A 14,964-nucleotide genomic window follows, 5' to 3' on the forward strand; every position below is an offset into this window, starting at 1 on the left:
CCGGGGGCGGGGGTGCGTACGTACGGAGTACGGGGGCGGACTCAGATGAGGCCGAGCTCGCGGACCGCGTCGCGCTCTTCCTTGAGCTCCTGCACCGACGCGTCGATGCGGGCGCGGGAGAAGTCGCTGATGTCCAGGCCCTGGACGATCTCGTACTTGCCGTTCTTCGTGGTGACCGGGAAGGACGAGATGAGGCCCTCGGGGACGCCGTAGGAGCCGTCCGACGGGATGCCCATGGAGGTCCAGTCGCCGGCGGCCGTGCCCGTGACCCACGTGTGGACGTGGTCGATGGCGGCGTTGGCGGCCGAGGCGGCCGAGGACGCGCCGCGGGCCTCGATGATCGCCGCGCCGCGCTTGGCGACGGTCGGGATGAAGGTGTCGGCGAGCCACTGCTCGTCGTTGACGACCTCGGCGGCGTTCTTGCCGGCGACCTCGGCGTGGAAGATGTCGGGGTACTGGGTCGCGGAGTGGTTGCCCCAGATCGTGAGCTTCTTGATCTCGGCGACCGGCACGCCGGTCTTCTTCGAGAGCTGCGAGAGCGCACGGTTGTGGTCGAGGCGCGTCATCGCGGTGAAGCGCTCGGCCGGTACGTCCGGGGCCGCGGCCTGCGCGATGAGCGCGTTCGTGTTGGCCGGGTTGCCGACGACGAGGACCTTGATGTCGTCCGCGGCGTTGTCGTTGATGGCCTTGCCCTGCGGCTTGAAGATGCCGCCGTTGGCGGACAGCAGGTCGCCGCGCTCCATGCCCTTGGTACGGGGGCGGGCGCCGACGAGTAGGGCCACGTTCGCGCCGTCGAAGCCGACGTTCGGGTCGTCGGTGATCTCGATGCCCTGGAGCAGCGGGAAGGCGCAGTCGTCAAGCTCCATGGCGGTACCCTCAGCGGCCTTCAGGCCCTGCGGGATTTCGAGGAGACGCAGCTTGACCGGCACATCCGCGCCGAGCAGGTGACCGGACGCGATACGGAAGAGCAGCGCGTAGCCGATCTGTCCGGCCGCGCCGGTGACGGTGACATTCACGGGAGTGCGGGTCATGGCGATCTCCGTAAGACAGCTGGCGGTGGGGGTCCCTGCCCCTAGTTTCCGGACGTCTCTCCGGTGAATCTTGATGTGAAGAGAAATCCAGCGGTCAGGCTATCGGACCCCGGGAGCGCCGGTCCCCCGGCCCCGTGTGGTGCGGCGCACATCCGTGTCCCGATACCGCGTGTCATCGCGCCCCGCACGGCGTGTTCATCGCGTCCCGCAGCGCGTGTAGCCGCGTGTCTCCAGCCGCCCCGCTGGCCCCGCTGTCCCCACGCACACAGGCAGCGGCCGCCGACGCGGGAGGGGGTGCGCCGACGGCTGCCACCGGGTGCTGTACACCCGTGGGGGGATGACCTTCGCGTGCCCCCGATGTGCTCGGACATGCCCCCACTTCCATAAGTTTTTTCTGCTCCCGTTTTGCCCCGCTACTCCGGCGTGGTGCAGCCCTTGACCCCGGTCGTGAGCGTCGCGCACGCCTTCGCGTCGGTGGCCTTTGCCACGGCGAGCATCGGGGTGTACGCGTCCCTGTCGGCGTTCACCGTGCTGTCCTGGCCCGCCCCCGGGCTCGTTTCGGCCTTGGCGCCGGAGGTGATCTCTATGGTGTCGCCGTCCGTGGCCTGAGTGATACGGGCCCACGCCGCCCCGCACGTCTTGCTGTACCGGACCTCGACGACGGCGGTGCCGATGGTCGCGGTGGCCGTGGTCCTGGCGAAGTCGCCGCCGCAGCCCATGTTCTCCGGGTCCTTGCCCGTGCAGTCGTCACCGGCGCATTCCACACCGGCCGGCAGCTTGGGCGCCGAACTCGTCGGGGTGGCGGACGGCTTGTCGTCCGCGGCCGACTGCTTGTCCTTGCCGCCGAGGCCGGTCAACAGCACGACGGCCGCGATCAGCAGGAGCATCCCCACGACACCGGCGAGGAACATCGTCGCCTTCCGGCGGCGACGCTGCTGGTCGGGCGAGCCGCTGCCGTCGTGCGGGAGCTGCGGCGGCGCGCCGAAGCCCTGCGGCGGCGCGGCGGGCGGCGGGCCGGTGGAGGCCGGGGCCGCGCCCATGCCCGTACTGCGGCCCGTACCGCCGACGGATCCCGCGCCTGCGGCAGGCCCCGTACTTGCGGCCGGACCGGCGCCCGATGCCGAGACGGCGGGCCAGGGAGCAGGACTGCGGCCGGGGCCGGACGCGGGCCCGGAGGGGTGCCCCGGGCGGGCGCCCTGGGCAGGCCCTGAGCCGGCCTTCTTCCCCGACTTGCCGTTCTTCACCGGCAGCGGCGCCTGACCGAACTCGCCCAGCGCGGCCCGCGCCTGCGAGATCCTGATCGCTTCCATGGTCATGTCGTGGCGCATCTCGGAGCGGCTCCAGGCGCGCTCCGCGAGCTCCCACATGGTGGTGAGGTGCCCCGCGTTCGCGCCGGTCACCTCGGCCAGCACGAGCACCGCGCCCTTCGGCGCGAGCAGTCGGCCGTTCAGATAGCGCTCCCAGGACGTCTTGCTGTACCCGGTCCGGTCCGCCACCGCCGCGATGCTGAGCCCGCTTCGGTCGACGAGCCTGCGCAACTGGTTCGTGAACTCCGTGACCTGAGGATCCAGCTCCTCGGGCAACGCCTTCCAACGAGGCATTACGCCTCCCCCTTTTCCCCCCGTACGTTCCTGATGTGCCCCGCGCCCACGTGCCCCCGCCGTGCCCTTCGTCATCCGTGATCCGGACTACCCAGAGGGATGCGCAAACCCAGGATGTCAGTTCCAGGGGTGGCGGCGCACGGGAGTGTTCGGGACACCGGCGTGCCCCTTGCGCGCCCCCGCCCCAAATCCTCGGCCAGTGTCCCACCTGTACGGCGTGTTCTGTTGCGCAGTGATCGCACCGTGGCGGAATGGTCACTTCCATGACACAGGGACCCGGCAACTGTTGATCGATTTTGGCGCGTCCGTGACTCTTAAGGGCAGGCAGCGCGGGGTCAACAACCGCCGGCCCGCACCATACAGACGGCGCTCGCCCTCCCACGGGGGAGAGGACGGGCGCCGTCGTATGTGCGGTTGTGCGTGCCGTTGTATACGCCGCACTGTGGGCCGTTGCCCAGGTAATTCCGGCCGGTCGCCACTACCGGGAGTAGGGCCGGGTGATGATCTCCATGTTGTGGCCGTTCGGGTCGTCGAAGTACGCGCCACGACCGCCGAAGAGACGGTTGATCTGTCCGGGCTCGGTGTGGTTGGGGTCGGCGTAATAGGTGACTCCGGCCGCTTCGATCCGGCCGATCATGGTGTCGAATTCCTCATCGGGGACCAGGAACGCGTAGTGCTGCGACTGGAGGGTGGGCTCGACGTTGGTGTAGTAGTCGAGCGTCACACCGTTGGCGACGTCGACCGGGATGAACGGCCCGAACGGGGCGCCCACTTCCAGGCCCAGGATGTCGGCGATGAATTCGGCCGAGGCCTGCTTGTCCTCGGCGAAAACAACGGTGTGGTTCAGTTCTGCGGCCATCGAGACCCTCCTTCAGGGGGTGGGTTGTACGGACCTGTAAACCGTAGGCGGCAGGCCGCGCGCCGGCAGGTCATTTACGCCGCACTCCGGCCGGGTGGTCAGCGTTCTGGCGTGAAGACCGGTAGCCACGGCTGGCACATGTGCACATTTTATGGGTACATTCTCTTCATGGAGACCATCCCGATCTCAGAACTCAATCACCACACGTCAAGGGTCACCGCGAAAGTCAAGCGCGGGACCACCGTGCGCCTCACCGAGCACGGCAAGCCCATCATGCGACTCGTCCCCGAGGAGGAGGCTGCAACTGCTCTGGACCGCCTCGCCGCATCCGGCAAGGTGCACCGCAGCGCCCACCCCGGGGCCATGCCGGAGTTGATGGAAGACCTGGCCGACCTGCCGTCGCTGTCGGACATGCTGATCGCAGAGCGGGACAGGGAGCGCAACCGATGAGCCTGTACTACCTCGATTCCTGCGCCGTGCTGAAGCTGGTCAAGCAGGAAGCGGAGACCCACGCTCTGCGCGCATGGCGCACACAGCTCGGGTCCCAGGCGCAGCTGGTGACTTCACAACTCGCCGGCGTAGAGCTGGCCCGGACATTCCGGCGGGCCGGGCTCGACCGCCAGCGCGTGCCATTCCTCGTCGGGAACGCCCTCAAGGGAGTGGATCAGATCGTCCTCGACGACGACGTTCTGATCCGTGCCGCCGCGTACGAGGTGGAGAAGCTCGGCACGCTCGATGCAATCCACCTGGCCACTGCCGACCCCCTCAAGGAGGAGCTGGACGGCTTCGTGACCTACGACAAGGAACTGTCCTGCGCAGTGGAAGCAATCGGCTTCACACTCCTCGCTCCAGGCGCCCAGACCAACTAGCGCGCACCCCGGAAAGCGCCCGGCGGCCTCCCCCCTCACGGGCGCACGCGCGCCGCGCGCACCCCGGAAAGCGCCCGGCGGCCTCCCCCCTCACGGGCGCACGCGCGCACGCCTTTCAGCGCAGATGAGACCGGCGCACCGTGAAGGACTTCAGCGCACTGTGAAGCGGACCACTGCCTCCAGGAAGGGGATCTCCAGCCAGGGATCGGGCTGTGCCATCAGCGCGAGCATGGAGATGACAACGCCCAGCAGCCCGTACGTCACCATGTCGGTGAAGCGCGAACGCACCGCCAGCATGCCCACCGAGGGAATCAGCCGGCGCATCACGGCGCCCCCGATCAGGGACAGGCCGATCAGCAGGGTGCCGAGCCGGAAGCCGATACCGAAGAGGTCGACGGCGACCAGCAGCAGCCCGAACGCCGTCCCGCCCATGACCGCGAGGAACGGCCACTGCCGGACCGGGGCTGCGGCCCCTCCGGGCGCGGCCCGGCCGCCGCCCTCGGGGCGCGCAGTGTCCCGGGTGAAGAGGGGGAAGCGCCGTGTGGAACGGACGGGCCCCTCCGGACTCGGGACGCTGACCACGCCCTTGCTCGCCGGCTCGGTGAATTCCGGGGCGGAGCCCGGGGAGAGCTCCGGAGCAGCCTCTCCCGCGGGGTCCGGGTCAACCTCGCCGGAGGCGTCGGCGGGGCCGTCGGCATCGGCACCCGCGCCGGACGGCACATCCGCATCCGAAGTAGTCGCGTCCGGGACTGCGTCCGGCGTCACGTCCCGGCTCGTACCCTTGCCCATGGGCAACGCTTCCCTCTCACTCACTCCCGCTCAGCTCGCGACAGCGATGGCGGCCGCGTCGCGCTCGGCGGCCTCGACGACGTTCACCAGCAGCTGGGCGCGGGTCATGGGACCGACACCGCCCGGGTTGGGTGCGACCCAGCCGGCCACCTCCGCGACGCCCGGGTGGACATCGCCGACGATCTTGCCGTTCTCGTCGCGGCTGACGCCGACGTCGAGCACGGCCGCGCCCGGCTTGACGTCCTCGGGCTTGATGAGGTGAGGCACACCGGCGGCGGCGACGATGATGTCGGCCTGCCTGAGGTGCGAGGACAGATCACGCGTACCGGTGTGGCACTGCGTCACGGTCGCGTTCTCGGACTTGCGGGTCAGGACCAGCGGCATCGAGCGGCCGATGGTGATGCCGCGTCCGACGACCACGACATGCGCGCCGTTGATCTCGACGCCGTGGTGCCGCAGCAACTGGACGATGCCGTACGGCGTGCAGGGCAGCGGGCCCTTCTCGCCCAGCACGAGCCGGCCGAGGCTCATCGGGTGCAGGCCGTCGGCGTCCTTGGCCGGGTCCATCAGCTCCAGGACGCGGTTGGTGTCGATGCCCTTGGGGAGCGGAAGTTGGACGATGTAACCCGTGCATTCGGGGTTGTCGTTGAGCTCCCGTACGACCGCCTCGATCTCCTCCTGGGAGGCGGTGTCGGGCAGCTCGCGCTGGAGGGAAGCGAGCCCGACCTGGGCGCAGTCGCGGTGCTTGCCCGCGACGTACCACTTACTGCCCGGGTCGTCGCCGACCAGCAGGGTGCCGAGTCCGGGGACGATGCCCTGGGACTTCAGAGTCGCCACGCGGGCGGTCAAATCGGACTTGATCGCGGCTGCGGTGGCCTTGCCATCGAGAATCTGGGCGGTCATACCCCCATCCTCGCGGATGGACCCGCCATGGTTCCAATCCGCCGTGCGTCCGGGGCCCGTCGCGACGGGCGAGGTTGCACTTACACAACACATACGACAACCGACTGGACAAGAAGACGACCGCACAACGACGATGATCCGCGCAGTGCCGCGGAGAGCGGCGGGGGGCTGACCGCTTGATTTGTGATGTTCCTCCGCTCGGGCCGCGACGTCCCCAGCATTTCAACGGAGGAAACCCGCCATGAGTTTCGGCGACCCGAACAACCCGTACGGCCAGCAGGGCCAGCCCGGCCAGCCCCCGCAGCAGCCCGGTCAGCCCCCGCAGGGTCAGCCCGGCTACGGCTACCCGCAGGCCCCGCAGGGCGTGCCCCCGCAGCCCGGTTACGGCTACCCGCAGGGCGCCCCGCAGCAGGGTCAGCCCGGTTACGGCTACCCGCAGCAGCCCGGCTACCCCGGCCAGCCCGGCGGCCAGGCGCCGGAGGGCTACACCATCATCCCGAACCTGGGCATGGTTCAGGTCGCCAGCTACGGGCAGCGCTGCGGCGCGCGTCTGCTGGACCAGCTCTTCGCGGGCATCCTGTGGTTCGTCCTGAGCCTCGTCATCGGGGTCGGCATGGTCGGCGCCACTTCCACCGATAATCCGGACGCCGCTGTAGCGGCGGGCCTCGGCGCGCTCTTCATGCAACTGCTGGTGTGGGCAGTGTGCTTCATCCTCTGGGACGTCATCTGGGTGACCGTCAAGGGCGCCACTCCGGGAAAGATGATCGTCGGGCTGGCCATCGTTGACAGCCGCAACGGATCCAAGCCCGCCTTCGGCGCGGCCCTGGTCCGCTGGGGCTTCCCGATCGGCTTGGGCGTCATCACCTGCTTCCTGGGTTACGTCCTGATCCTGATCTCGCCGTTCTTCGACAACACCGGACGGCTCCGCGGCTGGCACGACAAGGCAGCCAATACTCAGGTCATCAAGAAGTAAGCAGCGTTACGCAGCAGTACGGCCGAAGGCCGCAACCCCGGCGGGTTGCGGCCTTCGGCCGTACGTATGCAGCGCCTGCTGCCCTCTGCCCTGCTGCCCTAGTGGAAGAAGTGGCGCGTGCCCGTGAAGTACATCGTCGCGCCCGCCTTCTTCGCGGCCTCCACGACCTGCTCGTCACGGACCGAACCGCCCGGCTGCACCACGGCCTTGATGCCCGCGTTCAGCAGAATCTCCAGGCCGTCAGGGAACGGGAAGAACGCGTCCGAGGCCGCGTACGCCCCCCGCGCGCGCTCCTCGCCCGCACGCTCCACCGCGAGCTTCGCGGAGTCGACGCGGTTGACCTGTCCCATGCCGACGCCGACGGACGCGCCGCCCTTGGCGAGCAGGATCGCGTTGGACTTCACGGCGCGACAGGCGCGCCAGGCGAAGGCGAGTTCGGTGAGCTCGTCGGCGGACAGCGCCTCGCCACTGGCGAGCGTCCAGTTCGCCGGGTCGTCGCCATCGGCCTGAAGGACGTCCTTGACCTGGGCGAGCCCGCCGCCGTCGATCGGCTTGAACTCCGCCGGGGGCTGCGGGCTTTCGGCGCAGCGCAGCACCCGGATGTTCTTCTTCCGGGAGAGGATCTCGACGGCGCCGTCCTCGTAGTCCGGGGCGACGATGACCTCGGTGAAGATCTCCGCGACCTGCTCGGCCATCGCGGCGGACACCGGCCGGTTGACGGCGATCACGCCGCCGAAGGCGGACAGCGGGTCGCAGGCGTGGGCCTTGCGGTGCGCGTCGGCGACGTCGTCACCGATCGCGATGCCGCACGGGTTCGCGTGCTTGATGATCGCTACGCAGGGGGCGGAGTGGTCGTACGCGGCCCGGCGCGCGGCGTCGGTGTCCGTGTAGTTGTTGTACGACATCTCCTTGCCGTGCAGCTGCTCGGCCTCGGCGAGGCCCCCGCAGCCGCCGGTGTAGAGAGCGGCGCCCTGGTGCGGGTTCTCGCCGTAACGCAGAACGTTCTTGCGCTCGTACGTGACGCCGATGAAGGACGGGAAGTCCTCGCCGTCACCGGCGTAGTCGCCCGCGAACCAGCCCGCGACGGCCACGTCGTACTCGGCGGTGTGCCGGAAGGCCTCCGCCGCGAGGCGCTTGCGTGCCGTGAGGTCGAACCCGCCGCTCTGCGCGGCGGTGAGCACGTCCGCGTACCGCTCCGGGCTGGTGACGACCGCGACCGAGGGGTGATTCTTGGCGGCGGCGCGGACCATCGAGGGGCCGCCGATGTCGATCTGCTCGACGCACTCGTCAGGAGTGGCGCCGGAGTCGACCGTCTGCTGGAACGGGTAGAGGTTCACGACGACCAGGTCGAAGGGCTCGATGCCCAGCTCGGCCAGCTGCTCACGGTGCGAGTCGAGCCGCAGGTCGGCGAGGATGCCGGCGTGCACGCGCGGGTGCAGCGTCTTCACCCGGCCGTCCAGGCACTCGGGGAAGCCGGTGAGCTCCTCGACCTTGGTGACCGGCACCCCGGCCGCGGCGATCTTGCCCGCGGTGGAGCCGGTGGAGACCAGCGTGACGCCCGCCTCGTGCAGACCGCGGGCCAGGTCCTCCAGACCCGTCTTGTCATAGACGCTGACCAGCGCGCGGCGGATGGGCCGCTTCGTACCTTCGGCGGTCACTGGATAACTACCTTTCGTCCCTCAATGCGGTAGCCGTTACGGGCCAAGCGCCCCACGACATCGACGAGCAGCCGTCGCTCGACTTCCTTGATGCGCTCATGAAGAGCGACACCGTGGTCTTCGTAATCCTGCTCCCGGACCTCGACCACGCCCTGCGCGATGATCGGACCGGTGTCGACGCCGTCGTCGACGAAGTGGACGGTGCATCCGGTGACCCGTGCGCCGTACGCGAGCGCGTCACGTACGCCGTGGGCTCCGGGAAAACTGGGCAGCAGCGCGGGATGGGTGTTCACGAACCGGCCGCCGAAACGGGCGAGGAATTCCTTGCCCACGATCTTCATGAAGCCAGCCGACACCACCAGGTCCGGTTCGTACGCGGCGGTCGCCTCGGTCAGGGCCGCATCCCACTCCTCGCGCGTTCCGTGGTCCTTCACGCGGCAGACGAAGGTCGGCAGTCCGGCGCGCTCGGCGCGCTCAAGACCTGCGATCCCGCTCCGGTCGGCTCCGACGGCCACAATGCGGGCGCCGTACGCGGCAGGATTCTCCTCGATTACGTCAAGCAGGGCCTGGAGGTTCGTACCGGAACCGGAGACCAGAACAACAAGGCGGGCCGGCGTACGGGAGGGGGGCGGGGAGGCCACAGCGGGTCTCTTTCTCGCAGATGGTGCGGCTTGTGTGGTCGTACGAACGGATCGCGTCCCCCGTTGGGGGAACTCTACGAAGGCGCCGACCGTCAGCAACGATACCGGCACACCGGGCCGCCCCCACGGGACGGGTGCGCGGCCGGGAGGTAGCGTCAGGGGACAGGTTCCGTCCTCGGACGCGAACAATCCGTCTCCGGACGGGAACAGACGACACAAGACCCTTCGCAGTTCAGGGGTCTGAGGGGAAGACGTTCACCAGATGACGGACCGACGCCGCCGCGCGGCTCTCCGCCTGCCGCACTCAGGGGCACGCCTCGGGACATTTACAGATGCCGGGGGGCGCGGCTCCCAGTCGCTGCTACGGGAGCGTCAGTCCTCGTCGACCCCGCCCGAGCCGCCGCAGGGGGACGACAACCCGTTCGCACCGCCGCCCGAGGGCAAGCCCGACCAGCCCTGGAAGCCGCGCAGGCCGGCGGCCGGGGACGACCCCGACCCCGACCCCGACCTCGACTCTGATTCCTCTTCTTCCTCTTCCTCCGGCACCGGTTCTGGTTCTGGTTCCGGTGGGTCGTCGGCGCCGGAGGACAGGCCGCGGTCCGTGTGGGGCAGCAAGTGGAGCAGCCGCCAGCCCGGACAGCAGGGCGGTGGTTTCGGCGGGCCCCGCGGACGGCAGGGCGGTCCCGAGGGACAGGGCGGCCCCGACAACAAGGGCACGGGCCTGCGCTGGGACCCGACGGACCCCGCCCAGCGGCGCGCCCGTTACGCGCTGCTCTCCGGCATGTGGGCCTTCTTCTGCGCGCTCTTCGACCTCCCCGAGATCGCGCTGCTGCTCGGGGCGCTCGCGCTCTACTGGGGCATCAGCGCCCTGCGTGGCGTGAAGCCGGCCGACCGGCCCGACGCGACGGCCGACCCGACGACGCCCCGTCCGGCCCCGGTGGCCGCGAGCGGCCCGCCTGCGGCCGGCGCGGGGGGCGCGGGGCCCGGCAGCAAGCCGCTCACGACGGCGGCGGTGAGCGGGCTTGTCACGGCGACGCTCGCGCTGGCGATCGTGGCGGCGACGTTCACGGTGCAGATCGTTTACCGCGACTACTACACGTGCGTGCAGGACTCGCTGACCCAGTCGGCGCAGGTGACGTGCAACGACCTGCTGCCGAAGACGCTGCGGCCGGTGTTCGGGGTGAAGGAGTAAGGAGATGGGGGCGGGGGTGGAGGTGGGGGTGGTGGGGAGGCGGTGGGCGGTGGCGCCTGCGGCGGGCTGTTCCCCTGCCCCGCGCAGCGGCCTACCGTTCCTCAGGCGGTGTCGGCGTCGGTGACACTGGGAGATCCCGCTCCGGCGGGATGTCCGCCATCAGCCCACCCGACGCCTCCTTGACCGCCGCCCACCGCGCCTCCCGCACCCCGCTGTCGTGCCACACCGCACCCGGATCATCCGCAGGCAAGAAGTCGTACGACTCCCCCGCGTCCTCCTGCTGCGCAGAGGCAGACACAGAGGCAGAGGCAGAGGCAGAGGCAGACGCGGCCTCGCTCCGGGCCGCAGCCCGAGCCCGGCGCGACCGACGCCACCAGCGCCCGCCGGAGTCCGTTACGCCCTCGCCGTCGGCCACGACACCAGCCCCGGCCCCACCGGTCGCGCTGTCGTCCGGCGTACCGCTTTCGCTGTCTTCAGCGGGTACGGCCTCCTCGCTCTGCCCACTGGGCCGCCACCAGGGCACCGATTCCCCTTGGCCCGGCTCGGCGGGAGCAACCGCCTCCACCACGTCCTCCCCGCCACGTCGCCACCAACGTACGGACTTCACCGGCACCAGCACCGGCACAGTCGCGACGGCCACGGCAGCCGCATCGCCATCGCGTGAGCCACGCCGCCACCACTTCCCCTTCGCGAGGCCCGCCTCAGCAGCCGCACCGGCATCCGCATCCACCACCGGAACCGCCGCGCGCCCGCGCCCGCGCCACGACCACGGCGACCGCTCCCGCAGCCGCCACGCGCGCAGGAGCACCGCCCCCGGGACCCCGAGCATGACCGTCCAGACCAGCGCCGCCGCGCCCGTACGCCACCACGAGGGGCCGAACGTCGACAGGTCCCCGGTGCCCAACGGCCCGCCCGCCAGCGCCGCGAGCATCGCCGCCGCCACCGCGCACCCGGCGCCCGCCAGCGCCGCGGTGAGCGCCGTCTCGCGGCGGCTCCAGGCTTCCTCCCGCACGGCGAAGGCGGGCGCCGCCCTGCGCACGGTGAACCACGCGATCACCGCCGCCGCGACGACCGGCACGGCGAACGAGGCCAGGCTCCCCGTCCCCCGCCCCTCGGCCGGCAACGCCGCGAGCAGCGGGAAGTGCGGCAGCGCGGGATTCCCCGCAACAGCCAGAGGCGTGGCCGTCGCGCCCACGCCCACGGCGAACCCGGGGCCGAGTCCGTACGCGGCCCCCCACACCGCGGCGTTCGGCACCAGCGCGACGGCGAGCATCAGCACCGCGAACCGTCCCGACCACACCCCCGTGAGCTGGAGGAACGCGCCCTGCGCCGATCCCGCGTGCCATACCAGCGAGGTCGCGACCAGTAGCGCACCGCCCCCCACCAGAACCATGACGCCGGCCGCAGCAGCCCGGAGTGCGACCAACAGTCGAGGGCGCACGAGGGCATCGCGCACGCCCCCTGGAATCCAGCCGGGCAGCGACCCGTACGGGCGTCCGTTCCCCGTCCACACCCCGGCGGCGGCCGCCGCCATCGTGACGACGGGCAGATGGAAGGCGGCACTGAGCGGCGCGGCGGGCAGCGGCCCGCCCGAGGCGTAGAGCAGCGCGGCGGTGCCGATCAGCAGGTAGCCGATCGTCACGCCCCAGAAGGCGCTGCGGGATGACGGCCGCGGTCGCTCCTGATCGGGATCGAGGGCATCCCGCGCGGCCCGGTGCGCGAGCCACACCGGCAGCGCGATCAGCAGCATCGGGGCCAGTCCGATCGGGGCGGGGACACCGGAGAGGGCGTCGTGCCGGACGAGTTCCGTGCCGTGGGCGAGCAGCCACAGCCCGGCGGCGACGTGCAGCGCCCCGGCGGGACCGCTGTCCGGATACGGCGAACTGATCCACAGCACCATCACCAGCACGGCGAGCGAGCCCAGGCCGAGCCCCGCCGCGATCACCCCCCGCGCGATACAGGCGGCCTGCGCCGAGGAACGACTGTGCACGGACGACAACCACGGGGCGCGTTCGCGTTCGGTCACTTGAGTCACCCGGCCATGCTGCCAACGACACGCGCTTATTCCGCGTAACAGGCAAACGGCTGCCGTGTCGCTCAATATACGTTTATGTACTTTTTCGTCTGGCGCAGCGCAGTGGGGAGTCCTTCATGACGCAGAGCACCCGTACCGTCTCGGCCTCCTCCCTGCCCTCTCCCAAGGAGCGGCGCAGGCTGCGCGAAGCGAAATCGCTGTCCCATGAGCAGATCGCCACCGCCATAGGGGTCACGCGCGAGACGGTGCAGTCATGGGAAACGGGCCGCACCAGCCCCAAGGGACGCAAACGCGAGGCGTACGCGAAGCTGCTCGTCGCTGCGGAGACGACGAAGCCCCGGGATCCGGAGCGAAAGCCCGCCCCCGAGGCTGAGCCTGAACGGGCGCCCGATCCCGGCCCCCACACCACGCCGGCACCGGTACCGGCTTCTGAGGCGGAGCCCGAACCCGGGCCCGCGTCGGTGTCCGCGCCCGCCTCACCTGCCCGCAATGAGATCCCCGTCGCGGCCCCCGCTCCGGACCTCACGCCCGCCGAGGCCTTCGACGCCCTGTACACGCACAGCGCCCCGGCCATACTGCGCCAGGCCTACCTCCTGACCGGGCGCCAGCGGCTCTCCCAGAAGTCCGTGCAGCACGCCTTCCACCTCGCCTGGCAGCGCTGGCCCGAGGTGGCGACCGACCGCGACCCTGCGGGCTGGGTGCGTGCGGCGGCGTACGAGTACGCCATGTCCCCCTGGCACCGGCTGCGGCGCGGCAACAAATATCCCGACCGGGTCCCCGCCGAGCCCAGCCGCCGCGCACTCCTCGACGCCCTCCTCGACCTGCCGCCCGCGTACCGCCGCACCCTGCTTCTCTACGACGGCCTGGGCCTCGACCTGCCGGAGACGGCGGCCGAGACGGAGGCAAGCACCCCGGCCGCCGCGAACCGCCTGGTCAACGCGCGTGCCGCCGTGGTGGAGCGGCTGCCGGAGCTGGCCGGGGCGAGCAGCCCGGCCGAGCAGTCGGCCCTGTTGCAGGAGCGCCTCAGTACCCTGTCCGACCTCAAGCCCGTCGTCATGCTGCCGCCGGGCCGGGCCGTACGGACGGGCAGCGAACGCAAGACGCAATTCTGGACGCGGGCGGCCATCACCCTCACCGCGCTGATCATCGGCGCGACCTCCTTCACGCTCGCCACCGCCCCCACGCGGTACGAGCCCCCGCGCGCCCCGGGCGAAACGGTCAACGGCGTCCCCGTCCGCGGCGGCCCGCTCAAGCTGACGCAGGAGGACATCGAACTCCGCGACAGACTCCGGGCCGAGCCCATGAACGGCCCGGAGCGCCTGGTCCCCCAGGCCCGCTAGGAAGCCACCGGAAGCCACCGGACACATGCCCGCACACGCGGGCGGGCCCGCACCCCCTCGAAGGGGGATGCGGGCCCGCACCGTACAAACGACTGCACAAACGACTGCACAAACGACTGCACAAACGACTGCGCAGACGACTGGGCAGCGACCAGCGGTCACACGATCAAGAGATCGCGATCACGCAGCGAGGATCTCGCGCGCCAGCTTGGCCGTCTCGGTCGGCGTCTTGCCGACCTTGACGCCCGCGGCCTCAAGGGCTTCCTTCTTCGCCTGGGCGGTGCCCGAAGAGCCGGAGACGATGGCGCCGGCGTGGCCCATGGTCTTGCCCTCCGGCGCGGTGAAGCCCGCGACGTAACCGACGACCGGCTTCGTGACGTGCTTCGCGATGTAGTCGGCCGCGCGCTCTTCCGCGTCGCCACCGATCTCGCCGATCATGACGATCAGGTCGGTCTCGGGGTCGGCCTCGAACGCCTGGAGGGCGTCGATGTGCGTCGTACCGATGACCGGGTCGCCACCGATGCCGACGGCGGACGAGAAGCCGAGGTCACGGAGCTCGTACATCATCTGGTAGGTCAGCGTGCCGGACTTGGACACGAGACCGATGCGGCCGGGCTTGCTGATGTCGCCCGGGATGATGCCGGCGTTGGACTGGCCCGGGGTAATGAGACCGGGGCAGTTCGGGCCGATGATCCGGGTCTTGTTGCCCTTCGAGACCGCGTGCGCCCAGAAGGCGGCGGAGTCGTGGACGGCAATGCCCTCGGTGATCACGACGGCGAGACCGATCTCGGCGTCGATCGCCTCGACGACGGCGGCCTTGGCGAAGGCCGGCGGCACGAAGACGACGGAGACGTCGGCGCCGGTCTTCTCGATCGCCTCGGCGACGGAGCCGAAGACCGGGACGGACGTGCCGTCGAAGTCGACGGTCGTACCGGCCTTGCGCGGGTTCACGCCGCCGACGATGTTGGTGCCGTCAGCCAGCATGAGCTTGGTGTGCTTCATGCCCGTGGCGCCGGTCATCCCCTGGACGATGACCTTGCTGTCCTTGGTGAGGAAGATAGCCATGGTTGTGG

General features: G+C 70.5%; 14 protein-coding genes. 5 read left to right on the forward strand and 9 right to left on the reverse strand.

Features of this window, described 5'->3' with window-relative positions; genetic code table 11:
• Positions 1–41: 41 nt before the first annotated feature.
• From ABCR94_RS25090 to ABCR94_RS25100, 3 genes are all read right to left on the reverse strand, one after another.
• Entirely contained in the window at positions 42–1,031 is a 990-nt protein-coding gene (locus tag ABCR94_RS25090; RefSeq protein ID WP_347122293.1) for a malate dehydrogenase, read from the reverse strand.
• Between the two features lie 413 nt (positions 1,032–1,444).
• On the reverse strand, positions 1,445–2,632 hold the full coding sequence (locus ABCR94_RS25095; protein WP_347122294.1) for a helix-turn-helix domain-containing protein: 1,188 nt from the start codon (positions 2,630–2,632) through the stop codon (positions 1,445–1,447).
• A 478-nt stretch (positions 2,633–3,110) separates the two neighbouring features.
• Positions 3,111–3,491: a VOC family protein gene (locus ABCR94_RS25100; protein WP_347122295.1), complete on the reverse strand. Its 381-nt coding sequence runs from the start codon at positions 3,489–3,491 to the stop codon at positions 3,111–3,113.
• Positions 3,492–3,659: 168 nt separating this feature from the next.
• On the opposite strand from ABCR94_RS25100, the gene ABCR94_RS25105 reads away from it, so the two are divergent.
• Both ABCR94_RS25105 and ABCR94_RS25110 read left to right on the forward strand, forming a co-directional pair.
• Complete coding sequence (locus ABCR94_RS25105; protein WP_347122296.1) at positions 3,660–3,941, forward strand: type II toxin-antitoxin system Phd/YefM family antitoxin; 282 nt, start codon at positions 3,660–3,662, stop codon at positions 3,939–3,941.
• Positions 3,938–4,360 carry a type II toxin-antitoxin system VapC family toxin gene (locus ABCR94_RS25110; protein WP_347122297.1) on the forward strand — a complete coding sequence of 141 codons (423 nt, stop codon included), beginning with the start codon at positions 3,938–3,940 and terminating at the stop codon, positions 4,358–4,360. Before ABCR94_RS25105 ends, ABCR94_RS25110 begins: the two co-directional genes overlap by 4 nt.
• A 150-nt stretch (positions 4,361–4,510) precedes the next feature.
• Here ABCR94_RS25110 and ABCR94_RS25115 read toward each other — a convergent pair whose 3' ends face one another.
• Both ABCR94_RS25115 and ABCR94_RS25120 read right to left on the reverse strand, forming a co-directional pair.
• Positions 4,511–5,149, reverse strand: a complete 639-nt coding sequence (locus ABCR94_RS25115; RefSeq protein WP_347122298.1) for a DUF3017 domain-containing protein — start codon at positions 5,147–5,149, stop codon at positions 4,511–4,513.
• Positions 5,150–5,179: 30 nt separating this feature from the next.
• Positions 5,180–6,052, reverse strand: coding sequence for a bifunctional methylenetetrahydrofolate dehydrogenase/methenyltetrahydrofolate cyclohydrolase (locus ABCR94_RS25120; RefSeq protein ID WP_347122299.1), 873 nt, complete (start codon positions 6,050–6,052; stop codon positions 5,180–5,182).
• A gap of 241 nt (positions 6,053–6,293) precedes the next feature.
• Here ABCR94_RS25120 and ABCR94_RS25125 point away from each other — a divergent pair, with 241 nt between their 5' ends.
• Positions 6,294–7,025 (forward strand): RDD family protein, encoded by a 732-nt coding sequence (locus ABCR94_RS25125; RefSeq protein ID WP_347122300.1) that lies wholly within the window; start codon positions 6,294–6,296, stop codon positions 7,023–7,025.
• A 98-nt stretch (positions 7,026–7,123) separates the two neighbouring features.
• Here ABCR94_RS25125 and purH read toward each other — a convergent pair whose 3' ends face one another.
• Complete coding sequence (purH, locus tag ABCR94_RS25130) at positions 7,124–8,683, reverse strand: bifunctional phosphoribosylaminoimidazolecarboxamide formyltransferase/IMP cyclohydrolase (RefSeq protein WP_347122301.1); 1,560 nt, start codon at positions 8,681–8,683, stop codon at positions 7,124–7,126.
• A complete protein-coding gene (purN, locus tag ABCR94_RS25135) occupies positions 8,680–9,324 on the reverse strand; it encodes a phosphoribosylglycinamide formyltransferase (RefSeq protein ID WP_347122302.1) in 645 nt (214 codons plus the stop codon). The genes purH and purN overlap by 4 nt, the downstream gene beginning before the upstream one ends.
• Positions 9,325–9,586: 262 nt before the next feature.
• On the opposite strand from purN, the gene ABCR94_RS25140 reads away from it, so the two are divergent.
• The gene (locus ABCR94_RS25140; protein ID WP_347122303.1) at positions 9,587–10,516 is read left to right on the forward strand and encodes a hypothetical protein; all 930 of its coding nucleotides are present in this window, start codon (positions 9,587–9,589) and stop codon (positions 10,514–10,516) included.
• A gap of 91 nt (positions 10,517–10,607) precedes the next feature.
• On the opposite strand, the gene ABCR94_RS25145 is transcribed toward ABCR94_RS25140, so the two are convergent.
• On the reverse strand, positions 10,608–12,551 hold the full coding sequence (locus tag ABCR94_RS25145; protein WP_347122304.1) for a cell division protein PerM: 1,944 nt from the start codon (positions 12,549–12,551) through the stop codon (positions 10,608–10,610).
• 116 nt (positions 12,552–12,667) lie between these two features.
• Here ABCR94_RS25145 and ABCR94_RS25150 point away from each other — a divergent pair, with 116 nt between their 5' ends.
• On the forward strand, positions 12,668–13,891 hold the full coding sequence (locus tag ABCR94_RS25150; RefSeq protein ID WP_347122305.1) for a sigma factor-like helix-turn-helix DNA-binding protein: 1,224 nt from the start codon (positions 12,668–12,670) through the stop codon (positions 13,889–13,891).
• 180 nt (positions 13,892–14,071) lie between these two features.
• Here ABCR94_RS25150 and sucD read toward each other — a convergent pair whose 3' ends face one another.
• Positions 14,072–14,956 carry a succinate--CoA ligase subunit alpha gene (gene sucD / locus ABCR94_RS25155; protein ID WP_347122306.1) on the reverse strand — a complete coding sequence of 295 codons (885 nt, stop codon included), beginning with the start codon at positions 14,954–14,956 and terminating at the stop codon, positions 14,072–14,074.
• Positions 14,957–14,964 lie beyond the last annotated feature (8 nt).

The organism is Streptomyces changchenzhani, assembly GCF_039766235.1.
Lineage (GTDB): Bacteria > Actinomycetota > Actinomycetes > Streptomycetales > Streptomycetaceae > Streptomyces.